Source organism: Paenibacillus donghaensis (assembly GCF_002192415.1).
GTDB classification, from domain to species: Bacteria; Bacillota; Bacilli; order Paenibacillales; family Paenibacillaceae; genus Paenibacillus_AQ; species Paenibacillus_AQ donghaensis.
Genome location: NZ_CP021780.1, coordinates 624,274 through 646,948 on the forward strand (window position 1 = coordinate 624,274; position 22,675 = coordinate 646,948).

Here is a 22,675-nt window from a genome sequence, read left to right on the forward strand (position 1 = left end):
CGAGAACAAAATCACCCAAAGAGAGGAGCACCTTTTAGGTGAAGTCTACCACACCCATCCATAAAATCAAGACCGAATTTTCATTGCCGCAAGCCACTAGCATTGGAGGAAGCAAAATCTTTCTCGATTATCTCGAAAAAATTAAACTGGGCCGTGTGCTGCAAACCCTGTCCGGAGGCAAAGCCAGCAATTCGCTGTTTCCCGTGCATCGGATTTTACTCTATCTCATCGTCGGCTGGGTGCTGGGCTGCGAGCGTCTCTTCCATTTTCGCAGGTGGCAAAAGGACTCCCTCCTCCGCCGTTTTCTCGGCGGGCGCTGTCCGCACCATTCCCTACTCTACAAAGAAATGAATCGCCTGGGCTGAACGAATTCCCAGATGCGAATGGAACTTCGGAAAATCAACCTTGACCTCATTCGTCCGTGCCTCCCGTCCACACTTATTCTGGATTTGGATTCCACCGTGGAGACCGTCTATGGAAACCAGGCCAAGGCCGCCAAAGGGGGCCATTCCCATAAGCCGGGGCGTAAAAGCTATCATCCCTTGCTCGCCTTCGAAGGATGACGAATCGTTTCCTGGTCCAGTCTAATACGAGCCAACAATGTCCTTGTTGCGGTAGAAGAAAGAAGACTTCTGCAAGAATCTACACCTGTACCTGCGGCTATGAAAAACATCAGGATGTTCATGGCAGCAAAGGAATATTGTCCAAATATCTTTATGGAGCAAAAGTGTTGCTTACTGAACCCTGCCGTAACATTCCGCATCCCGCGAAAGGAAGCAGCCATCCTGTTTGCTTGTAGAAAGTTACAGTAGGGCTTTGTAAGAACCCCCTACTTCTTAGCGAAGCGTAAGTAGGGGAGGTTCATTTTGACCAAATAATTGTTTGTAATCGTGCTATAATGTTTAACAAAGTCTTTTTAGGAGTTGATCTTGTATGGCTGTCTCCAAAGATCATTTAAATAAATTCAACAATTACCTGAAGATGCTCTCCCTATCGCAGCTGAATTCCTGGAAAAATTGGCAGTTAATTCGAACTGCCGAAATATTCCTTGGGATGACGAACCAACTACACAAGAGGATATTGACGATATTGCCAGAGCCCAAAAGTCAATTACTCGTGGTGAGGGAATCAAACTTAAGGATGTAATAGATGATCTACTCAATTAAGTTCTATAAGGAAGCGCTGAACTCGATATAAAAAGAATGAAGGGAACTTTAGATGAATTCAGACTACGAGTTGGCTCTTATTGAATTGTTTATACAGTTCAAAGCAGTCGGTTAATTGTCCATATTTTAGAAATTGCTTCCCGTGGCGATGCTTATGAATAACGTTACTTCCCATCTGAATATAGATGGGTTTTGTTTTTTATGCAATTTCGAGATATGCGTCGATAAGATGGGGTGTACTCGTTCGCAAGGAGCTTGGAGATAAAAACCGGGTACCGAAGAAGCCCGGCTTCTCCGCCGTGACTCCCCCGATTGTAAATGAAGCAGGCGGTTAGCGTTGGCTATGGGGCTGGTGAGGTAAATATAGATGTGAGCTGATTAATTATGGCATAATAAGTTCCAAGCCTACGACAGGGAGCGGTAAACGATGTTCACCAAACGGCAAAAGATTATGCTTTCGTATATTTATTGCGCCAAGGAAGAACTGAGGATAGATATTTTGGCCGAAATTATCCATGTCTCCGTGCAGACGGCGCGTTCTGAGTTGGAGAAAATCAATGACATTTTGCCGCAAATCGGAGCGCATATTGTCATGACCGCACGGGGAGGCTGCCTGATCGCAGAGGAGGATCGAGAGCCGATCTTCCATCTGCTGCAAAGCACGGCGACGGTGGACAAGAGCAATATCGAAAACCACGCGGTCTGGGAGCGGATTATCGCGAGTATCGGAATGCTCGTGTTCGAGCGGGATTACGTCAGCATGGAGGAACTGGCGGAGCGGCTATACGTCTCCAAGTCTACGATGAATCTGGATATCTCGGAGGTTAAGCGAATTATCGGGCGCACGGCTGGGGTAAGCCTGCATATTTCCAAAACGAGTGGACTGAAAATTCAGGGAAAAGAAACCGAAATTCGCTATCTGCTGTCCAAAATGATTCATCAGGGTCTTGAGCTTGATGTCGCCGTGCGGCATGTTTTTCCGGATGTTCAGCTTGGCGAGATTGCCGATTATGACACGATCCAGGCGCTTGTTCGATCGCTGTTGGTTAAGCGCGGACACCTGATTACCGGCAAAGCGTTCGGGCTGGTCTGCGCCGATATTCTGGTTAGCGCGGTGCGCAACTACCTGGGCTTCCGGATTTCAGCAGACGAAGCCCAGGCTGGAGCCGGATTGCCGGAGAACGTGAATGAAACGGGAACGTCGAGCGGGAAAGAGTCCGTGCGCACCGAAGAGAGCATGACGGCCCGTAAACCACCGCATCCACTGGTTGCGGAGCTTGCGGCGCGTCTGGCCGGGGAGCTTGGCATCGTGTTCACAAGTGAGGATATCGCCTATCTTCAGCGTACTGTCATGGAGCAAAATCTGTTCTACGCCGGGGGCGAGGCCGGGCCGCGCGACCGGGAAGCGGCCGATGTTTTTTACGATGCGCTGCGGACATGGGCGGGGCTTGATTTGGGGGCTTACGGGGAGTTTAACTCCCGCTTCCTTTTTTATCTCAATCAGCTCAATCAGCGAGTGGACAACGGGCATGATTACACCAACTTCTTCAAGCGGCAGACCAACCGGCTGTTTCCGCTAACGGCGAGCGTGGTGGCGCATTGTGGAGCGCTCTTGCATGACCGGGGATTTCGTTATTCGGAGGCCGAATTGGCTTATATCGTCCTGGTGTTGGGGAACCGGTTCGAGGTGGAGCATCCGGAATTGCGCGTGCTGCTCATTTCGGACGAGCATACAGCGCTGGTCGGCTGGATCGAGGCGGAGCTGCACCGGACACTTGGCGACACTATGTTGGAAGTCACCTCTATGCCGAGATATTTGTACGAGGAGAACAAGAGAGAAGCGGCAGGGCGCTTCGACCTGGCATTGACTACGGAGCCGATCGCCGCTGACGCCGACATGGAGACGATATTTGTCTATTCCTTGCTGGGAGAGACGGAGACCAGGCTGCTGCGCGTTCAACTGGATCATTACTTGCGTCGGCACGAGAAGAACCGGCTGAAAGCGATCGAACGCAGGTTAATCGGCCCTTCCCGCTTTCGGCTGCTGGTGGAGGCGGGAGGCTTGGAGCGGGGGATAGCCGAGTTGCTGGGAGGTGACGGCTGCTGCGGCTTGGAGCCGGAGACGCTGCTGCAATCCCATATGATTCCAACCGATGTGCGCATCGCTTATATATCCGTGTTGACGCAAGGAGGCGGCTCATCAATCCATATCGGCAAACTGTCGAAACCTGTCGTTCACAAAGCGAAAACGCTTCATACGCTCATCGTCTCCGTGTTCGATTCCGCCGACCGTGCGGAGGCCGCCTCCTTTTACCGCTGTGTCTGTTACCTACTGGATCCCCGTCACGGGGACAGATGGGGCAAAATCAAAAACTATACTGATTTTGTAGGGGCATTCTTCGAATAAGCTCGAAAATTCCAAAAAAATTCTTGAATTTGAAACAAAACTAGCCCGTTCGAGCCATATAATTTATTTAATTTTAACTAGACGTACTAATGCCTCTGTTTGGTTTATCGATAATAATCATATTTATGATTGAAAGTATCATCTACCACTCTACTTAGAATAAAGTACGGACTGTAGGGTAAAGAGCGACGTTTGTTCAAATTTAAAATTTATGATATAACCCCTAATCCGATCATTCAGTTTTTTGAAGCGTTTTCCCGCAAAAAACTGAATGGTTTTTTGGCATGGCCTGAATTATCATAAAAAGTGAGGAAATACTTATACAGCAGGAGGGAAGCGAGATGAAGACACGTTCTACCGCCGTAAATCAGGTGATTGAGTTGGGCAATGGCAACTACTGCATCAGGGAAGCGGAATCTACGAACTGCTATTTGCTGATCGGCGAGAAGAAAGCGCTTATATTTGATGTCGGCTATGGTTATGAGGATATTAAACCGTTGATCGCGGAATTAACGGACCTCCCCTTGATCGTGGTTAACAGCCACGGCGATCCCGATCATGCGCTCGGCAGTTGTTGGTTCGCTGAGGCATACATTCATGAGCTGGATTTGGGCAAGCTGTTTCGCAACGACACGCCGGAGATGAAGCAAAAGGCGCTCGATTACCGGCTGAACAAGCTGCCGGCCCTGAAGCCGCACATCGACCGGGATATGTACCTGAAGACGAGCGTTAAAGGGGTCAACTATCGGTTCGTACGCGAGGGGGAGGTGTTCGATCTCGGCGGCAAGGTATTGGAGACGATTCACCTGCCGGGCCATTCCTACGGATGCATTGCTCTGTTGGATGCGAAAAACAAGGACCTGTTCAGCGGCGACATGGTGACAAAGCATAATATTTGGTATTTTCTCCCTGCGGATGAGCAGGCGCCGTTTCGCCAAGCTGTCAGCTCCTACCGCAAGCTGCAGCGCCGGAAAGCGGAGATCGCCCGAATTTATCCGGCGCATGGCTCTTTTCCGATCGGTGTGGGCATCATCGACCAGTTGCTGGATTCGCTGGAGGACATGAAGCAAAACCATGCTTCCGATCTTTATTTCGAATCGTTTGCGGGCAGTGGGTACCAGCATTATTACAAGGACACCTTGATTATTTATTCCAAAGCCCGCCTGGAGGAATTTATGGAGGACAGTGCACATGAAGATTAAGGGAAATGGGGAATTTCCGCCGGGATTCCTGTTCGGCGCTTCATCGTCGGCTTATCAGATCGAAGGCGCCTATGACGAGGACGGACGCGGACCGTCGGTGATGGATCTGCTGCAAAGGGAGGACGGAATGGCTGATTACAAGGTGGCGGCCGACCACTATCACCGTTTTGAGGAAGATATTCGGCTGATGGGGGAGCTGGGATTAAAGGCGTACCGCTTTTCTTTTTCCTGGACGCGGATTTTGCCGGAGGGCAACGGGCAGGTGAATCCCGAAGGCTTGAAGTTCTACGATAAAGTCATCGAGATGCTGCTGAAATATGGAATTGAGCCGATAGTAACGATTTATCATTTCGATTATCCGCAGCGTCTTGTGGAGCAATACGGCGGTTGGCGTTCCCGGCAAAGCATCGGCGATTATGCGGAGTATGCTTCCATTCTGTTCAAGCATTTCGGGGACCGTGTGAAATATTGGCTGACGATCAATGAGCAGGATCACGTGATTCATCTGCCGGAACGACTCGGTATTCGGGCGCTGCTTGACGAAGCGGAATTCGACCGCATCTCCCAGCAATGCTCCTATCATATGTGCGTGGCGACGGCCCGAGTCATCCGGCTCTGTCATGAGCTCGTTCCCGGGGGCCAAATCGGGCCGGCGATGAATCCGATGATCGGCATTCCGGCATCCGGGAAGCCGGCGGATATGCTGGCGGCCGCCGAATACAACGAGTTGGCTAGCTATTACTTGCTCGATTTGCATTGCAAGGGGATGTTCTCTCCGCTTTACGCTAAGTATCTTGCCGACCGCGGCTGCTTTCCGGAGATTGAAGTGGCGGATCTGGAGGAGATGCGGCGGAATCCGCCCGATTTCATCGGCGTTAATTATTATATGAACCAGACCGTGCAGCAAAGTCCCGCTGATGCTATCGCTCCGCGCGGGACGGGGGTCATCAAGCGGGAGGAGGCGGGAATTTATGCGCTGACCAGCAATCCGCATGTTCCGGAATCGGAATGGGGCTGGGGAATTTGCCCGGCCGGACTCAAGATGGCCATCATGGAGCTATTCAGCCGCTACGGCCTGCCGGCGCTGATCACGGAGAACGGGCTGGGCGACAGGGACGAGCTGCTGCCGGACGGCACGGTGCGCGACGACTATCGCATCGGGTATTTGTCCGCGCATTTGAAAGAGTTGAGGGATTGCGTGGTGACGGGCTATCCCGTGATCGGCTATTGCCTGTGGTCGTTCATGGACGTCGTCAGCGGACATGACGGTATGAACAAGCGTTACGGGTTAGTGTATCTCAACCGGAACGATAAGGAGCTTCTGGACCTGGGCCGCTTCCGCAAGGACAGTTTTCACTGGTATGCCCGGGTGATTGCTACGAACGGCGCGGAGCTTTGACGGCTGCGCCGCAACAATAATTTATTTTGACAAGGGGGAGAAGTGACATGAAGGACAACAAACGGCTTGCGGCGCAAATTGTGGAATTGGTCGGCGGAAACGGCAATATCGATATGCTGACGCATTGCATGACCCGGCTGCGCTTTGTCCTGAAGGACGACGGCAAGGCGGAGACAGACAAACTGAAAGCGACTGACGGCGTCATGGGCGTGGTCAACAGCGGCGGACAATTTCAGGTGGTGATCGGAAACGGGGTTGAAAACGTATACAACGAGGTGAGCCGCCTGACTGACAACAAGACCGAAGAAGCAGCGGCTTCCGGAGGAAAGAAAAAAGGGCTGGACCGTTTCTTTGACGCACTATCCGCGATCTTCGTCCCGATTATTCCGGCCATTGCCGGAGCAGGGATGCTTAAGGGGTTGCTCGCCCTGCTGGTTTTGTTCAAGTGGACCTCGGATCAAGCCAATACGTTTATTGTGCTCAATACGATTTCGGACACGGTCTTCTACTTCCTGCCGGTTCTGCTGGCCTTCAGCGCCGCGCGTAAATTCGGCTGCAATCCCATGATTGCCGCTGCGATCGGTGCCGTGCTGTTGCATCCCAACTTCACCGGGATGGTGGCAGATGGGAACGTGCGTATTGACTTTGCGGGCATTCCGTTTACGTTGATGAACTATTCCGCTTCTGTCCTGCCGATTTTACTTGGTATCTGGCTGATGTCCTATCTCGAAAAATTCATAAAGTCCTGGATGCCCAAATCGCTCGACCTGGTGTTTACGCCGCTGCTGACACTGATCGTCATCGTGCCCGTCATCCTGATCGTGATCGGCCCGCTGGGCATCTGGTGCGGCAACGCGCTGTCGGCCGGTTTCAGCTTCCTGTACGATAAATTTACGTTTGTGGCCGGAGCGCTGCTCGGTGCGCTTTATCCACTGCTGGTGATGACCGGGATGCACTACGGACTGCTGCCGATCATGCTGCAAAATTTGTCGACCAACGGTTATGATGTTATTCTGGCCTTGTGCGCGGCAGGCAACACGGCCGTGGCCGGCGTGGTCTTCGGCGTCTACCTGAAGGTTCGGAACCGGTCGACGAAAGCGATTGCGGCCTCCTCAACCGTCAGCGGAATCATCGGCATCATCGAGCCGGGACTGTACGGCATCGTCATCAAATCCAAGAAGACATTGGCCGCAGTGTTCGCAGGCGGAGCGGCGGGCGGGGTTATCATGGGCTTGTTCCGTGTCAGAAATACGGGTTTTGGCCTTAATCCGCTGGGCGGCTTGCCGGTCTTTTTCGGAGATACCTTTGTCTACTATCTGATCGGCATCGGCGTGGCGTTTGCTGTCAGTGCAGTCACTGCTTACTTAGCCGGCTTTCCCGAGGATAACCGGCAATAAAGCGAACCTTCTGGACTTACAATCAAGGGGAGTTGGTAAGAAAATGGCTTTTTTCAAACGCAACAAGGAACGTTCTGCTTCCGGTACGGTCTGGGTGCAGGCGCCGATTACGGGACAGGCCGTAGGATTGGACCGGGTCCCGGACCCCGCTTTTGCGGAAAAAATGATGGGCGAAGGCATCGCCATCGTCCCCTCAGCAGGCAAGGTACTAGCTCCATTCGACGGACGGGTCGCCAATTTGATGAAGAGCAAGCATGCCTTAATTATCGAGCATGCTTCGGGCGTGCAGGTACTGATTCATGTCGGGGTGGATACGGTGTCCCTAAAAGGGGAAGGCTTCACCGCCCACGTCCAGGAGGGAGACCTTGTAGCCATCGGCCAATTACTACTGGAATTCGATTCCGCGCTGATTCACGGACGGGGACTGCCCGACATCACCTCAATCATCATCCCGCATGGTCTCGACGCAGTAGGCGAGGTGACGGAATATCCGGGCGAAGTGACCGCCGGACAGGAGAATGTGTTGTCCGTGAAGCTTCAGTAACTTCGTTATAAGTGCAGAAAAGATGGAGTTTGGTGAAATATAAGGATTTGATTATGCGTCGGGCTAACAACCAAACCATCCAGCTTAATGGTTGAGCCTTTCCGCCTAAAGGCTGTGAACAAAAGCAGAGAGTGGAACGTCACGTAGTCGTACATCCCCTTCCAATAGACAGTGAAAATACATTCATGAAATCATGAATGGACCACTGTAGACCGGGAGGGGATTTTTGTGTGCTGTAAATAAGGGGGAAAGGTTTAGGCGTTATGATGCTGCAGCCAGACAAGAGAGGCTGGAGATTAAGAATCAGTTTTTATTCTTCGGACGGGTGCTTGAACAAGGGTAGTCGAATTGAGCCAAGAAGAACGCGAACATTTAGAACAACTGATTAATAAAGGAAAAGTGGCCGGTTACAAGATTAAACATGCGGAAATGCTGCTGAAATCCGAAGAAGGCGAGCACGGCCCCTCGTGGCCAGATACTCGGATTGCAGAAGTCTACAATGTGAGTGAAAGAACCGTTCGGAATTTGCGGAAACGATTTGAGGCCGCGCTTGAGCGAGAAAAGCAAACCAACTACAGGACCAAGCTGGATGGCGAAGCCGAAGCAAAACTGATTGCAATCGCATGCAGTCAGCCGCCGGAAGGCTACAGCAGATGGTCGGTTCGGTTGCTCGCGGATCGCTTGGTCGAACTGGAAATCGTCGATGCCGTTTCGCACATGACCGTGCAGCGGGTGATGAAAAAACAAACTCAAACCATGGCTGAAGAAACAATGGTGTATTCCGGAAGCTTCTGGCGAGTTTGTTGCACACATGGAAGACGTGCTCGATGTCTGCCAGCGTCCTCATGATCCCAAGCGCCCGCTGGTGTGTCTCGACGAAACGAATCGGCAACTGACGTTGGAAACGCGGCCCTCCATTGCCGCCAAGCCGAATCAGCCGGAACGGATCGACTATGAATAAAAACGTAATGGCGTCGTCAATCTGTTCATGATGTTTGCGCCGCTGGAAGCCAAACGTCACGTGCACATCTCGGTATGGGGCTGCCTACAGGATTACTGTTTGTTATAAAAGCGGACACGGTTGACTATGGTGAATGGAAGTCCGGTGTCCGTGCTCCGGGAATTCTGATGTCTGCTTCAGGCGTTGCCAATAAATTAGGTTCGGGACTTGGAAGCGCAATTCCGGTGTGGCTGCTTGCTGCCGGGGGTTACGTGGCCAAACAGGAACAATCTGCGAAGGCACTGCAGATGATTGCTTTAAGCTATATCTGGCTGCCGGTTATTCTGGGTGTGGTAGCCATTCTTGTAATGGCTTTCGTTTACAGATGGGAAAAGCCACATGCAGAAATTGTAGCGGAGCTGGAAGCAAGGAGATTAAACAATAACTAATAAAGAGCTGCACTAGAGCGAACGGAAAATAAGTAAGGAGCAGTGTCCATAAGGAAGCTGCTCCTTACTCAGTTATAACGAATTTCCCATAGCTGCCGGAATTTCCGAGGTGTTTGGCCGGTGAATTTTTTGAATGACTTGGTGAAATAGCTCTGGTTATTAAAATGCAGCCGTTTGGCTGATTTCATGACATTGATAAATATGAAACAGAAGTTGCATTCTTGTGGCTCCGATGCTAAGCATCTTTAAAACGTACTTAGCAATAGATGGTGAAGTTCAAGAGTTTGAGTAAATTCATCGTTCAGCGTACTTTGTTGCAATGTGTGATCTACAATTGATCCACAGAGCAGTTTCCAATTTACTCTCCAATGCCATCAAGCATAATCCGCCTGGTACGGCGGTTACAGTCAGTTTATCAAGAAATGGCGACCGGTTACAGATGGCGGTAACCAATCATGGAATAGGTATTTAGAGGAGTCGAGCAGCAGAATATTCGAGCCCTTTGCTCGTAATGTTCAAGCCAGACAGAAAGAGGGAGCAGGACTGGGACTTGTGATTGCCAGTCAGATAGCTGAGTTGCACGGCGGTCGCTTGCTGCTTCAGCAACTCCCGGGAAAAACCACATTTATTCTGGAAATCCCCGAGCAACGATTTTAATAAAAATAAATTGCTATGTGAGAGGTATTTGAAAATCCCGGTTTCCGACATTCACTGATATGTTCCTCTTCTTTTAGTCAAACCGTTCCTTGTTTCATGGAGATTCGAAGCACGTGTTGTCCTCCTTGGATACCCGTGCTTTTTTTAGTGTGGAAAAGCATTTCAAAGACACGGCTAACGAAAGTCTAAACAAGACTATTACTATAAGCAATAATAATTCCTGAGAGTCTTTTTATTTTACAAGTTGGATACATCTCCTGAGAGGACAATAAAGGTTCTAATTTTGGAGGAGACTATGGGAAAAAAAAGAAACACATCTATCGCTCTACTGTTAGGTGCATTTATGCTTAGCCAACTGCGCTTAAAAACGAAATCGCTACTGCCGAGGCAACGGCGCGCAAGGCGCAGCTGGAGAGCGAATTGAATGAATTCGTTGCCCGGCTGAACGATGAGATGAACGCGGTGAATGCCGAGATTCAGGCCAGGGAGCTGGCCGATAAGAAGGAGAAATTGCAGGCAGCGGTGGTGCATGCACCAATAAATATAAATTGTTGATTTTTAAAGGAAGGGACTGTAATAGATTTGCATATGCAGTAGAGCTGTTAGCAGGCTTGTTAGTTAACTGAAAAAGGAAGAAAAAGGACCTAAATAAAGAGTTTTGCTTGATTTAGAATTATGATAAACTACAATTTTCAGGTGCTAAACCATGTATTAAAAATAGTATAGATCCAGTCATTGTAAACACTCAGGCAGATAATAAAATATAGAAGGGTGAACTGAAGAACTATGAGATCCAAAAAAATTTTGATTATTGAGGATGAAGAGGGGATTCGCGACATTCTCTCATATTCTTTGCGCAAGGAAGGATTTGAAATTCTTGAAGCAGCTAATGGTCAAGAGGGGCTTATGCTCCTGGAGCGAAATCATGCCGATCTGGTATTGCTTGACCTGATGTTGCCTGACGTAAGCGGTTTTGATATTTGCAAAAGGCTGTCATACACGTCACGTACACCGGTGATTATGATTACCGCCAAATCCGATATGCTGGATAAGGTACTGGGTATGGAACTTGGTGCTGATGATTATATTACAAAACCTTTTGACATCCGTGAGGTGATAGCTCGCATCCGTGCAATATTTCGGCGAATTGATCAAAAAGTAGAGAGTGGACAACCAACCGCTCGAGAAACTATACACTTGGGTAAAACCATTGTAATCTACCGAAACGAGCGTGAAGTATTGAAAGATGGAGAACGTGTGTTCTTGACCAACAAAGAGTATGAATTACTACCGTTTTTTGTTGAGCATAATCGTATGGTGTTTAACAGATCGGAGCTACTGGACAAGGTATGGGGATTTGAATACGCAGGCGATACACGTACGGTCGATATTCATGTGCAGCGTATCCGAAAAAAACTTGATGATAATCATGCAGCTGGCTCAATGATTGTAACTGTATTTGGTGTAGGTTATAAACTCGATGCTGTGGTACGGACATGAAGTGGACAATTCAGTTTAAAATGGTCGTTCTCTTTGCTGTAATCATTTTTGTTGGTTTTGCAGCCTTACTATTGGCATTTAACAAGGTTAGTGTAGACAATATGTATCGTGAGATCGATAAGGATATGATTTATTACAAAAAAAATCTGGATATTGCGATAAGCCAATATTTTATTCTATTAAACAAGCAGATGAATGAACAAACCATTGAGGCGGAAATTAACGAGATTGAGAAGCAAATCGGTCTCACGATTGGAGGCGAGGTTGATCTTTACCGTGCCGATGCCTCTTCTTATAAATACGCTGAGGGCAAAAGTCAGCCGGTCAAAATTTTTCGTGAGGTTGCAGAGGTGGCTTCAAATTCTACAATCGCATATAGCACAACGATCAATAAGAACCACATCACGGCAAGTCTGGCTACGCCACTAATAAGAGGAGATCAGGTGATAGGCATTATACGCTTTGAAAAGGATTATTCAGAGCTTTTTATACAGCGTATGCAATTTTCAAACACAATTACTGTTTTTGCTATTGTAATATTTGTATGTGTGTTCATTGCCTCGATTTTTATCTCACAGAGGATGACGAAACCGATACGTATATTAATACAACACTCCAGGAATGTTACCAATGGGAGTCTTGACTCTGAAATCGAAGTACACTCACACGATGAAATCGGTGAGTTAGCGAAAAGCTTTTCGAAAATGATCCGGCAAATCCGGGAACAGATTGATGTGATTGAGCATGAACGTGATGAGGTGAAGCTGGTTCAGGAACGCAGTAAGATTTTTTTTGATAATGTGACTCATGAATTGAAGACCCCGCTTACTACAATTCTGGGATATGCTCAAATACTCCGTGATAATGGTTTTACTGATCATGCTTTTTTTGAAAAAGGTTTAAACTACGTTATAAATGAGAGCCGACGTCTTAACAGGATGGTAGTAAATATTTTGGATGCGTCCGTAGCAGCGTCAACAAGACGGAATTTTCAGTTTGAGTCGATGAACATATCGAATGTATTGAAAGAAACCTGTGACGAAATGTCCATTAAGGCAGATAAATATAATATAATGATTGACACCGGAATTGAGAGTAACTTGCTTTTATATGGTGACATCAACAGGCTAAAGGAAGTTTTCATTAATGTATTGGATAATTCTATTAAGTACAGTTATGTTAACTCAACTATTACGGTCAATGCTTTCAAGTCTGGGGACGAGATCAAAATTATGATTTGTGACCAGGGTGAAGGTATCCAAGAGGAAGAACTGGAACGTATTTTTGAACCTTTCTACCGTGATAATGATGTGAATCTTGTAGAAAAGGGCAGTGCAGGCCTAGGTTTATCTATCGTTAAGAATACAATAGAACAGCATGGAGGTAAAGTTAGAATGAAAAGCATTATAAATTTAGGGAGCGAACTTCAAATTACTTTGCCGGTGAACAGTGTATGAACCACATTCTTGCATGGTTGAGGAGTAAACGGGATATTCTTTTGCTCTCAGGATTACTACTGCTCTTTGTCATCGGGCTATATAGTATTAATGGACTCTTCTATAAAATAGATTCAAAGACAAGGCTGAATATTCTACCGGAAAATCTTGTGAGCGCGCCGCTTAATCTTGCTCTCGATTCCTCGTTCCGAATAGAAAGTGCGACGAAACAGAGCAACGGTTTCTCCATGTATAGTTTTTGGGCTGTAGACTCCAATTCGGTTATTTTCAACCGCATGCAGCCTTCATATACCGGAATCAAGCTTTCAATGTTATTTATGGATGACAATGAGGTTAAGGATATTGAAACCAATTCAAACTTGGGTGTTGGTATTTCAGCAGACCGCAAGAAGATTATATACACTGGATACGAGTCTGGAAAAAATGAACCAGAGGTCTACTCATATGAATGGAAATCGGGAGCAAGTGAAAAGTTGAACCAGGATCAGGCATACTACCGTGTATTTGTCGGAGACAATAAATATATCAGTTTTGATGGCTTCTTTTTTAATGAAGTAGATCTAACTACGAAGAAGATAACGAAGCTATTGACACTTGATACTATCGGTTCTGAATTTTCTCATTTCACAGAAAATGATTCACTTAACGAAACGATAGCTCACCCTGAAAGTATGACTACCAGCGAAGATAAGAACTACATGTACATGATGATTCATTTTGGTGAGAACAACGAAGGGATCTACCGTTACTCACTAAACGGTGGGGATAGCGAAATATTTACTCACGCTGAACAAATCTATCAGTATTCTCTTTATAAAGATGAAAGTATCTTACTGTTGGGCCAAGTTAATGGAACAAGAGGCTTATACCTTTATGATTCGCAGTATAAGCAATACAAACTACTAAAAAAGGGCAGTTTCCTCGGATTCGAAATAGACAAAGATGGCTCTCGCATTGCTTACATGGAGATGCTGGAAAATCAGCGGGATAAAAATGAGCTGCATGTCGCTTACCTGAAGAATGATGAACTTCAATCTGACACTGTTATTTATAGAAATATCCAGGATTTTAATAAAATGAGCTGGTTTGAAAACAGTCTGTTTGTTGGCGGGAGCTCTTTAAGTACAAGCGAAATATATCGGTTTACCTTCAGGATGTGGTAGCGAACTTTAAAACAGAGCAGTGATTCTCCTAAGATAAGAGAAGCACTGCTCTGTTTAACTGATACGGACTAGCGCACTACACTTACTTGAAAAAATCATGGCTTTAAAATCTGTAGTATTTTGATAAAGCATCTTCTATCCCTAATTTATTCTGGGTTAATGTTTTGGCACTGAAGAATATACTTCCAGCAACCTCGGAATACTGTTGATTAAGCTTGAGCTGCTGAATGATTGCATTACTTGAGCCCCAGTCTGCATTATTGGTACCAAGTTTGTATGCTGCATGTCCAATGTATAACTTTGTTTGGGTTCCTTTAACCTCATTAGCCCACCAGGAAACAAGGATTTTGTAGTCAGCAGGCTTAAATCCTACACTCCAGTAGAGTTGGGGGGCTATGTAATCAACCCACCCCTTGTTTATCCAGGTTCTGGCATCCGCAAATTGGTTATCATAGGCACTGTTACCATTAGTAGCTGATCCAGTACTATCTTGTCCTTTATTTCGCCAAATTCCAAATGGACTAATACCGAATTTGATAGTACTGTTTTCATTTTTTATAGATTTGCTTAATTCTTTAACGAATTCATTAATGTTATGCCTTCTCCAATCTGCCTTCTTAACAAAAGCTCCTTTATACATTGAGAATGTTTCCTGGTCGTTAAAAGGCACACTTCCATAGGGATAAAAGTAATCATCCAGATGAATTCCATCCACATCATAATTCTGTACTACCTCCATAATTGCATTAATTATATGCTGGCGCACTTCACGATTTCCAGGATCAAATATTAATTTATTCTCATGTGATATAACCCATTGAGGATTTGTTCTGGCAGGGTGCTTAAAGCTAAGCGAGCTTATTGTATTGCTTGTACCTGCTCGAAAAGGATTAAACCAGGCATGAAACTCCATGCCTCTCTTCTTAGTCTCGGCAATCATGTATTTTAATGGATCATATCCAGGATTCTTTCCTTCGACACCTGTGAGCGAACGTGCCCATGGTACATAATTAGAAGGATAGATAGCATCAGAAGCTGCTCTGACCTGGACGAATACGGTGTTAATGCCCATAGCTTTAAGTTTATCCAGCATCGTAATGTATTCTTGTTGTTGTTTATCCACAGAGAGACCGGATTTTGAAGGCCAATCAATATTATATACGGTACTAATCCATGCACCTCTTAGCTCACCAGACACTTGGGAGTTTGCAGATGCATAGATAGGTTGTGGACAAATAAGTATAAGCATTAACAAAAAGAAAAAAACTTTACTGCTATTTTTCATGGTAAACCTCCTGATTATACTGAAAAACCAAGCTTAATTGACAAAATAAATTACCTCCGTATCCTCCCTTCTACCTCCGCATTTTTGTTAATCCAATCAGCAATGCCATCATCACAGGGCACTCAACTAGAATAAGGGAGAGTTGTTTCAAACCTCCGTATCTATGTATCTTTTTTGTAAAATATGGAGTGAAAGGAGGGGGGATAACGAAATTTTGTGATATTGGAAGAAGAAGTTACAACTTGGATACAAAATCTATAATTTATGAAATATCTATCGCCTATAATTCTATGTACACTAACTAATCTAGTAGACATAGAATGAAAGTAGGGATAGATGATGAAGAAAAAATACAATCCAGGGATACTAGCTTTGTTAATAGCCATGATAATGATGCCGGTTCTCACGGTGGCAGCTAACAAATCTTCAGCAGAAGCTGCTCAAGCTTCAGGCTCCAATAAAGTGGTAGCTTTAACTTTCGATGATGGACCAGAAAGGAAATACACAGAGCAAATCCTTGACATACTAAAAAAAAATGAAATTAAAGCCACCTTTTTTGTAATAGGACGTCAGGTTAAAATGTATCCTGATGTGATGCAACGGATATCAAAAGAAGGGCATGCTTTAGGGAATCACACGTGGAGCCATCCATATTTGACAAAAATAAGCAATAAAGAAATTCACACAGAAATTTCAACAACAAATCAGGCAATCCGTGATTTAACGGGTATAACACCGGTTCTCATGCGTCCTCCATACGGAGCCACATCTGCTCAAGTTAAGAAAGAAATCGAAGCTGCGGGGCTTGTGCAGGCGTTATGGAACGTGGATACCCTTGATTGGACAGGCCATTCAGTTTCTGCTATTCTCCAAATTGTAAAAGCCAATCCTGGAAGCAAGCTCAATGTCCTCATGCACTCGGGTGGAGGGAACAGAGAAAATACAGTAAAAGCACTTCCAGAAATCATAAAATATTACAAAGAACAAGGTTATACCTTTGTCACAATGCCCCAACTATATAATGTGAAGGAAAGTAATGTTTCTTCAACTGAGCCTACAGAGCAATCTCTAAACAAGGCCGCAATTGTTACAACTGATATTCTCAATGTTAGAGCTGGAAGAGGATTGGAATATTCAATTATTAGCAAATTGTCGTCTGGAACAAGAGTACATATTATATCTAGTCATGGTGACTGGTACCAAATCAAGCTGCCTGAAGGACAGATCGGCTGGGTAGATTCATCATATTTGGTTATTGAGCAGGACTCTATTACAGACTCAACACACAATAGTATAAATGTGCCTGTAAACAAAGAGTATTATTTGATTTATAATCAGGAAAAAATCCAATTTCTTGATGTCAAGCCCTATATAGACTCCAATAATAGGCTACAAGTTCCAGTGAGGTTCATAACAGAATTACTAAACTTCAATGTAAGCTTTGGCATAAGTAATGCAGTAAAAACAATTCATCTATTTAAAGATAACTTAAATGTTGAATTAAGGGTTGGCGACTCGATAGCTGTCGTTAACGGAAAAGCTCTTGAAATGGATACTAGCCCAACTATTGTAAAAGGGAACAGCTTCGTGCCAATAAGGGTTCTGGGTGAACTGGTCGGCATGGATCTAGTGTGGGATTCTAAGCTCAATACCGTTACGCTGTCTGACAGGAATGAATCAATCAACAACGATATGGTGAGTGATAGTGTTAGCAAAACGCCTATATTATCTGCTCCAACCGCTACTGTAGAGCAAGCGAAAGCTTGGGCGAGAGCCAAGGGAGCAACAGAAATGTTTGTTGATCTTTCTGATCTAATATGGAGTGAAGCCCTTAAGGCGGGGGTTGATCCGGTTGTTGTATTTTGCCAGTTTGCTAAAGAGACGGGTTATGGGAAATTCGGTAGCGTGTTGGATGAAACATATATGAATCCGGCAGGACTAAAGACTATTGATGGTGGTTCAGACTATGACCAGAGTGCCCACCAACGGTTTTCCAACTGGAATGAAGGTATCCAAGCCCACATTGATCACTTAGCTTTGTATGCAGGTGTCGATGGGTATCCCAAATCGGTAACATTTGATCCACGACATTTTCCTCATTTAAAAGGAACAGCAATCACGGTTGAATCATTGGGAGGAAAGTGGGCGCCTAGTCTTTCTTATGGGGTTGAAATTGTAAAAATGATGTTAGAGTTAAAGATGTCATGATAGAAATCCCCCTCAAAATTCTAGTTATTGAGGCTGGAAAGTGACCTGCAAAAAGCAAAATTGCTTTATGCAGGTTTTTTGTTTGTTTTAAGAAATTAAACAATTTAGCAATGTATTTTTTACAACTACGATACAGGAGAAGGACAGTAAGATACATCTGATTGCTAATATTGGATATATAAAATTTAATTTACTTAATCAAAATAAGAGCGAGGTAACCATCAATGAAAAATCATAATGTACATGATGCAACAAACACCAAACGAATTAATAGAAGGAAATTATTAATAACTATTATTACCTCAATTCCCCCGAAATTATAACCATGCGGGATCATGCAAACAAAGAACCCTTATACACCAAGGGAATTGATCGGAAGTTCACTTGTACAATCCCCATAACATGGTTATAATTATAACCATAAATCCAAATTATGGGGTAATTTTATATGGCCTACCGCGTGCATCATTACAATAAGAAGAACGGAATCACTTATGTCTACGAAGCTGTTTCAGTATGGGATAAGGAAAAAAAGACTTCCACAAATAAGCAAGTCTGTATCGGGAAGCTGGATTTGGAAACGGGTGAATTGATTCCTTCCAAAAGGTTGAATTCCTCCCCTTCCACATTACATAACTCTAAGGCCACCGCAACGTCTCTAGTGGCTGGGCCCTCTCTCCTCCTGGATTCGATTACTCAAGAGCTTGGCATTGAAAAACTGCTGAAGAAGTGTTTTCCGAACGACCATCAACAGGTGCTCTCCGTGGTCTATTTCCTGGTTCAACGGGGCCAGGCTTTAAGCCACTGCGAAAGTTGGTGTAAAGGCCACCTGCATCCATACTCCAAAGGACTGACCAGTCAGGCGATTAGTAAGCTACTTGCTTCTCAAACCGAAGATGCCAGACAAACGTTTTTCAAGCAATGGAGTCGCGTCATCACGGAAAAAGAATGCCTCTGTTATGACATCACTTCCGTTTCCTCGTATTCCGAACAGAATGAGTATGTGAAGTATGGATACAACCGGGACAAAGAAAAATTGCCCCAGATCAATATGGCGATGCTGTTTGGCCAACAAAGCCGACTGCCTGTCTATTACAAGCGTCTGCCTGGAAACATTACAGATGTGAGCACGTTGTCTAACTTTTTGAAGACGATGAACTTCTTGGGCAACGAAACACTTCATCTTGTACTGGATAAAGGATTTTACAGTAACGCCAATGTAGACGAGTTGTTTGCTGCGCACCATAAGTTTACGATGGGGGTTTCGATCCACCTCAAATGGGTGCAAGAAATTGTGGATGAGTTCCAGCCCGATATGCTGGATGTAGAGAACTACCGGAAGATCGGTGATGATGTCCTTTACGTGAGAACCAAACTGTACAAATGGGGGACTCAAGGAAAACGTTCGTATGTTCATGTTTATCATAACGCTCGTGCTGCCGCAGAGGACAGGGACGATTTTCATGAAAAGTTGCTTGAATACAAGGCAGAACTGGAGTCGGGACACAGAGTCAAAGAACACGAGTCGTTTTATCAGCGATATTTTATCATAAAGAATACCCCGGTGAGGGGGGTCAAAGTAAGATTCAATCCAGAAGCCGTGCAGGGCTATCGCAAGCGCTATGCCGGTTTTTTCATCCTGTTTACCACTGGCATTAAAAACCCCGCAACGGCACTGGATAGCTATCGAAATAAGGACGTCGTGGAAAACTGTTTTGATGATCTCAAGAACCAACTGGATATGAAACGGCTACGGGTTCATCATTCCTCGACCATGGATGGCCGGATATTTCTGCAATTTATAGCGCTCATCTATATCAGTGCGATCCGCAATACGATCCAAAAACATCCCTCGCTGGCGCATTTTACCGTGAAGGAACTGCTTGAGGAAATGGAGACGCTCTCCAAGATCACCTATTCGGGACGATATGGATCTATCTTTACCGAATCTACCAAGATGCATAAAGAGATCGCACGCATTTTTAATATAGACCTTAAAACCTAGTTATAATTTGCGGGGAATTCAGGTTCTTAATGAAAATTGATCAAAGTATTATACAAAAAGAAGGAGTGCAGGCTTATTATAATCGTTTTATTCTTATTTTTTTGAAGATATTGAGATTAAACGATATTAAAACTGAAGAAGGTAAGTATTATTCAAAGACTTATTTTTTGAGATTTCTACGAGAACAAGACGATGATCTATTCAAATTTACGTATAGATTTTTTGCCAGGGCAATCTTAAGAATTGAAACTGGAAAACCTATAATAAAACATTTTAAATATGTTATCTTTGTTGTCTTAAGTCGTCTATTTAACTTCCAAATCGATTTGAAAAGTGATGGATTTATGCAAGGAATGACTATCTCTACTCCAAAAGATGAGAAAGTATTGGTTAAAGAAAATACTTATATTTTTCATGATTTAAATATAGAACTCGATAGAGTTCATGGAGTTAAGGGTCAGACCCATACAGCCACTTTATACTTAGAAACCGTGTACCATTCTAAGACAGTGGAAAGTATCATAGAATACATAACTGGAGGAAGCAAAGAAAAATTAGAGGCATATGAAGAAAAACATTTAAAAGTAGCTTATGTAGCAATGACAAGGCCAACTGACTTATTATGTATATCTATGGATGAAGAAGTTTACTTAAAGAACTTAGAGCAATTAAGTACATTGGGGTGGGTTCATTATACTGAAGCTCTATCAATACAATAATCTTATCATACGTTCATTTTTTAATTCACAATTATTATATTCATAGTATATAAACTCTGCTAATATTAAATTAAATTTCTTCAGGCACACAAAGGGGGGATTCTGTGTTAGAACATATTGAAGTAGATGCGTTTGTTAAAGTACTAGGTGACAATACGGGCGGAATGAGTCGACCCGTTCAAGTAATTGGAAGCAACGGTAAGGAATATGTACTTAAAAATCAAAATGTTTATGACCCGTCACGTAGAACCTGGGTTGAATGGGATAGTATGTTTATTCAAGAGGTGCTAGTTCACCGTATTGCTAAACACTTTGGGATAACAGTACCCGATTGTGCTATTGCTAACGTTGATAGTATATTTCTTACACACGCTCCAGCCTTGAGGTTTACTCATAATTATGTTCCTGGCTTTCATTTTGCTAGTAATTTAGTAGACGGAGTCGAAAATAACTTGCGTGATGGTTATGAGACACTGTTAGCTTTGCGTAAACCGTACATAAAAAGACCTTGGTCATCTTTTTTTAATAATATTTCAAATAAGTCTGATGTTTCTAAGATCGTTATTCTTGACTTATTAACTGCAAACTTTGATCGTTTTGGTAATTTTGGGAATTTGATTATTGCTACTAATAATGGGGAACGTCTAATGTATTGCATCGATCACGGTCATTGCTTTTGGGGACCGGCATGGTCTAATCTTCAAAAAAGACAGTGTATGCTAAGTGTTTCCCAGGGTGGATACATTGATTTTTGGACAAAAGCATTGACTCAAAGTAGTGGCGGCGCATTTATGTCTGGTTTAGGTGAAATATTTCGGGCCTTAGATCAATATATCGATGTTGCAAACAATGAGGATCATTGTTTTTATGATATCGTTTTAGAAGCAGAAAAAATTACTCCTGCATTAATCGATAGCTGGTTTTCAGGAATTCCCGATGAGTGGTATAAAGACAAATTATCTCAAATTGATCATTACAAACACTTTATTATGAATCAAAAGCAACTATTAAGGGAATTATTGAATATAATGGCCGATAAGGGTGCTTTTCAAACTCACTTAGGGGGGGAACTAAAATGGAACGTAAAGCCTACTGGTACTCAGTAGTACAGTATTGTCCTAGTGATTTGCGAGGGGAAACAATCAATGTTGGGTTAATGTTGCATAGCCCTGAAGAAAATGCATTATTCCATTCGATTTTGGATGAAAGTTCCCCTAAGATTAGAGGATTACTACAGGATGAGGTTGCGTTTAAAACATTTAAAGTACAAAAAGACATATTTGATTATTTCATAAATTCTGTAATGTCAAGTCCATCACTCTTTACTCCAAATATAAATGATAAGAATTTCTTGTTACAAATACAAGAAAATTTACCCAGTCAATTTAAATTCTCTGAGCCAACATTCTCATTAACAAGAGACCCTAAACAATTATTCGAAACACTGACTAAGACATATATCGGTGAACTCCCTTCAAAGGATATTATCGTAGAGGAAATTGTTAGTAGGAATGTTAAGCAATACACAAAAGAAGTGTTTAATCAAAAAAAGTGGATAGGAACAAAGATAAAACCCAACGTAAAAATTCATCCAATAAAAGACATTAGTAATATGCACTTTACAGTTGATTATGTATTTAAAAATGGAGTGTGGAATCTCATTCAAACCTTTCCATCAAATTCAACTCCTGACAAACTAACAGAATGGTTTTCTAAAACAAACACAATGCTTGATAATTATAAACAGGACTCAGGATTCTTTTTAATATATGATCTAAATGATCACTTAAATAAAGATAGAACAATTGATGACATGGTTCACTTTTTTGAAAAGAAAGATAATAGGATTTCCCCTGTAGCAATTGAATCAGAAGCTTTTAATAAACTTTGCCTTAAAGTTGAAACTGAAGCAAAAGATATTACCTTATATGAATCAGAACTTATTGCTATGTAAAACTAAGAATTTTTGTAAGGCGTTGGTACAACCTCATTATAACGTATCTGTCGGACTTTCTCTGAGGAGAGAAGCCAGAAAATGCCTGTAGGATTTTGTCCTAAGCGTGGTCAAACGGATAAACCTCCGAAATAATAGTGATTGATTGGACGTAAAAAAGAGCAGGAATGTAAGGCTTCTGCTCAAATCTATTTGCTAACATTTTTGCTAACATGGCTGCATA

21 protein-coding genes and 1 pseudogene are annotated in these 22,675 nt (G+C 44.0%); 20 read left to right on the forward strand and 2 right to left on the reverse strand.

Going from position 1 to position 22,675, the window contains the following annotated elements; genetic code table 11:
• Positions 1–38: 38 nt before the first annotated feature.
• The 9 genes and pseudogenes from B9T62_RS41425 to B9T62_RS02515 form a co-directional block, all read left to right on the forward strand.
• A pseudogene (locus B9T62_RS41425) lies at positions 39–560 on the forward strand (transposase); the annotation flags it as partial.
• Positions 560–799: a zinc ribbon domain-containing protein gene (locus B9T62_RS41620; RefSeq protein WP_087913815.1), complete on the forward strand. Its 240-nt coding sequence runs from the start codon at positions 560–562 to the stop codon at positions 797–799. The pseudogene B9T62_RS41425 and the gene B9T62_RS41620, both read left to right, overlap by 1 nt.
• A 794-nt stretch (positions 800–1,593) precedes the next feature.
• Entirely contained in the window at positions 1,594–3,573 is a 1,980-nt protein-coding gene (locus B9T62_RS02485; RefSeq protein WP_087913817.1) for a BglG family transcription antiterminator, read from the forward strand.
• 341 nt (positions 3,574–3,914) lie between these two features.
• Positions 3,915–4,775: an MBL fold metallo-hydrolase gene (locus B9T62_RS02490; protein WP_087913818.1), complete on the forward strand. Its 861-nt coding sequence runs from the start codon at positions 3,915–3,917 to the stop codon at positions 4,773–4,775.
• Complete coding sequence (locus tag B9T62_RS02495; RefSeq protein ID WP_087913819.1) at positions 4,765–6,174, forward strand: glycoside hydrolase family 1 protein; 1,410 nt, start codon at positions 4,765–4,767, stop codon at positions 6,172–6,174. Before B9T62_RS02490 ends, B9T62_RS02495 begins: the two co-directional genes overlap by 11 nt.
• Before the next feature lie 26 nt (positions 6,175–6,200).
• A complete protein-coding gene (locus B9T62_RS02500; RefSeq protein ID WP_157685411.1) occupies positions 6,201–7,571 on the forward strand; it encodes a PTS transporter subunit EIIC in 1,371 nt (456 codons plus the stop codon).
• A gap of 43 nt (positions 7,572–7,614) precedes the next feature.
• Positions 7,615–8,115, forward strand: coding sequence for a PTS sugar transporter subunit IIA (locus tag B9T62_RS02505; RefSeq protein ID WP_087913821.1), 501 nt, complete (start codon positions 7,615–7,617; stop codon positions 8,113–8,115).
• A gap of 348 nt (positions 8,116–8,463) precedes the next feature.
• On the forward strand, positions 8,464–8,964 hold the full coding sequence (locus B9T62_RS02510) for a helix-turn-helix domain-containing protein (protein ID WP_157685412.1): 501 nt from the start codon (positions 8,464–8,466) through the stop codon (positions 8,962–8,964).
• Positions 8,965–9,150: 186 nt separating this feature from the next.
• Positions 9,151–9,504, forward strand: a complete 354-nt coding sequence (locus tag B9T62_RS02515) for an MFS transporter (RefSeq protein WP_087913822.1) — start codon at positions 9,151–9,153, stop codon at positions 9,502–9,504.
• Between the two features lie 68 nt (positions 9,505–9,572).
• Here B9T62_RS02515 and B9T62_RS41625 read toward each other — a convergent pair whose 3' ends face one another.
• A complete protein-coding gene (locus B9T62_RS41625; RefSeq protein ID WP_087913823.1) occupies positions 9,573–9,692 on the reverse strand; it encodes a helix-turn-helix domain-containing protein in 120 nt (39 codons plus the stop codon).
• Between the two features lie 131 nt (positions 9,693–9,823).
• Between B9T62_RS41625 and B9T62_RS41630 the strand changes: the two genes are divergently transcribed.
• The 6 genes from B9T62_RS41630 (at position 9,824) to B9T62_RS02545 (ending at position 14,281) form a co-directional block, all read left to right on the forward strand.
• Positions 9,824–9,976, forward strand: a complete 153-nt coding sequence (locus B9T62_RS41630; protein ID WP_087913824.1) for an ATP-binding protein — start codon at positions 9,824–9,826, stop codon at positions 9,974–9,976.
• Positions 9,919–10,161 carry an ATP-binding protein gene (locus tag B9T62_RS41635; RefSeq protein ID WP_087913825.1) on the forward strand — a complete coding sequence of 81 codons (243 nt, stop codon included), beginning with the start codon at positions 9,919–9,921 and terminating at the stop codon, positions 10,159–10,161. Before B9T62_RS41630 ends, B9T62_RS41635 begins: the two co-directional genes overlap by 58 nt.
• A 420-nt stretch (positions 10,162–10,581) precedes the next feature.
• Complete coding sequence (locus B9T62_RS41165) at positions 10,582–10,716, forward strand: hypothetical protein (RefSeq protein WP_281257681.1); 135 nt, start codon at positions 10,582–10,584, stop codon at positions 10,714–10,716.
• Between the two features lie 231 nt (positions 10,717–10,947).
• Positions 10,948–11,661: a response regulator transcription factor gene (locus tag B9T62_RS02535; RefSeq protein ID WP_087913826.1), complete on the forward strand. Its 714-nt coding sequence runs from the start codon at positions 10,948–10,950 to the stop codon at positions 11,659–11,661.
• Positions 11,658–13,118: a sensor histidine kinase gene (locus B9T62_RS02540; RefSeq protein ID WP_087913827.1), complete on the forward strand. Its 1,461-nt coding sequence runs from the start codon at positions 11,658–11,660 to the stop codon at positions 13,116–13,118. Before B9T62_RS02535 ends, B9T62_RS02540 begins: the two co-directional genes overlap by 4 nt.
• On the forward strand, positions 13,115–14,281 hold the full coding sequence (locus tag B9T62_RS02545) for a hypothetical protein (protein WP_087913828.1): 1,167 nt from the start codon (positions 13,115–13,117) through the stop codon (positions 14,279–14,281). The genes B9T62_RS02540 and B9T62_RS02545 overlap by 4 nt, the downstream gene beginning before the upstream one ends.
• Before the next feature lie 103 nt (positions 14,282–14,384).
• Here B9T62_RS02545 and B9T62_RS02550 read toward each other — a convergent pair whose 3' ends face one another.
• Positions 14,385–15,566: a glycoside hydrolase family 10-like protein gene (locus B9T62_RS02550; RefSeq protein ID WP_087913829.1), complete on the reverse strand. Its 1,182-nt coding sequence runs from the start codon at positions 15,564–15,566 to the stop codon at positions 14,385–14,387.
• Between the two features lie 336 nt (positions 15,567–15,902).
• On the opposite strand from B9T62_RS02550, the gene B9T62_RS02555 reads away from it, so the two are divergent.
• The 5 genes from B9T62_RS02555 to B9T62_RS02575 all read left to right on the forward strand — a co-directional run bounded on the left by B9T62_RS02555 (position 15,903) and on the right by B9T62_RS02575 (position 22,452).
• Positions 15,903–17,774: a polysaccharide deacetylase family protein gene (locus B9T62_RS02555; protein WP_087913830.1), complete on the forward strand. Its 1,872-nt coding sequence runs from the start codon at positions 15,903–15,905 to the stop codon at positions 17,772–17,774.
• Between the two features lie 448 nt (positions 17,775–18,222).
• Positions 18,223–19,779 carry an IS1634 family transposase gene (locus B9T62_RS02560; RefSeq protein WP_087913831.1) on the forward strand — a complete coding sequence of 519 codons (1,557 nt, stop codon included), beginning with the start codon at positions 18,223–18,225 and terminating at the stop codon, positions 19,777–19,779.
• Positions 19,780–19,808: 29 nt separating this feature from the next.
• Positions 19,809–20,498 carry a hypothetical protein gene (locus tag B9T62_RS02565; RefSeq protein WP_087913832.1) on the forward strand — a complete coding sequence of 230 codons (690 nt, stop codon included), beginning with the start codon at positions 19,809–19,811 and terminating at the stop codon, positions 20,496–20,498.
• 104 nt (positions 20,499–20,602) lie between these two features.
• A complete protein-coding gene (locus B9T62_RS02570) occupies positions 20,603–21,604 on the forward strand; it encodes a hypothetical protein (protein ID WP_087913833.1) in 1,002 nt (333 codons plus the stop codon).
• Positions 21,574–22,452 (forward strand): DUF3037 domain-containing protein, encoded by an 879-nt coding sequence (locus B9T62_RS02575; protein WP_087913834.1) that lies wholly within the window; start codon positions 21,574–21,576, stop codon positions 22,450–22,452. Before B9T62_RS02570 ends, B9T62_RS02575 begins: the two co-directional genes overlap by 31 nt.
• Positions 22,453–22,675: the final 223 nt, after the last annotated feature.

Bases quoted from the DNA above. Each gene is read 5' to 3' on its own strand.
- B9T62_RS41620 (WP_087913815.1), top strand. From the start codon at position 560: ATGACGAATCGTTTCCTGGTCCAGTCTAATACGAGCCAACAATGTCCT.
- B9T62_RS02485 (WP_087913817.1), top strand. From the start codon at position 1,594: ATGTTCACCAAACGGCAAAAGATTATGCTTTCGTATATTTATTGCGCC.
- B9T62_RS02490 (WP_087913818.1), top strand. From the start codon at position 3,915: ATGAAGACACGTTCTACCGCCGTAAATCAGGTGATTGAGTTGGGCAAT.
- B9T62_RS02495 (WP_087913819.1), top strand. From the start codon at position 4,765: ATGAAGATTAAGGGAAATGGGGAATTTCCGCCGGGATTCCTGTTCGGC.
- B9T62_RS02505 (WP_087913821.1), top strand. From the start codon at position 7,615: ATGGCTTTTTTCAAACGCAACAAGGAACGTTCTGCTTCCGGTACGGTC.
- B9T62_RS02515 (WP_087913822.1), top strand. From the start codon at position 9,151: ATGGGGCTGCCTACAGGATTACTGTTTGTTATAAAAGCGGACACGGTT.
- B9T62_RS41625 (WP_087913823.1), bottom strand. From the start codon at position 9,692: ATGAAATCAGCCAAACGGCTGCATTTTAATAACCAGAGCTATTTCACC.
- B9T62_RS41630 (WP_087913824.1), top strand. From the start codon at position 9,824: ATGTGTGATCTACAATTGATCCACAGAGCAGTTTCCAATTTACTCTCC.
- B9T62_RS02535 (WP_087913826.1), top strand. From the start codon at position 10,948: ATGAGATCCAAAAAAATTTTGATTATTGAGGATGAAGAGGGGATTCGC.
- B9T62_RS02540 (WP_087913827.1), top strand. From the start codon at position 11,658: ATGAAGTGGACAATTCAGTTTAAAATGGTCGTTCTCTTTGCTGTAATC.
- B9T62_RS02545 (WP_087913828.1), top strand. From the start codon at position 13,115: ATGAACCACATTCTTGCATGGTTGAGGAGTAAACGGGATATTCTTTTG.
- B9T62_RS02550 (WP_087913829.1), bottom strand. From the start codon at position 15,566: ATGAAAAATAGCAGTAAAGTTTTTTTCTTTTTGTTAATGCTTATACTT.
- B9T62_RS02555 (WP_087913830.1), top strand. From the start codon at position 15,903: ATGATGAAGAAAAAATACAATCCAGGGATACTAGCTTTGTTAATAGCC.
- B9T62_RS02560 (WP_087913831.1), top strand. From the start codon at position 18,223: ATGGCCTACCGCGTGCATCATTACAATAAGAAGAACGGAATCACTTAT.
- B9T62_RS02565 (WP_087913832.1), top strand. From the start codon at position 19,809: ATGAAAATTGATCAAAGTATTATACAAAAAGAAGGAGTGCAGGCTTAT.
- B9T62_RS02575 (WP_087913834.1), top strand. From the start codon at position 21,574: ATGGAACGTAAAGCCTACTGGTACTCAGTAGTACAGTATTGTCCTAGT.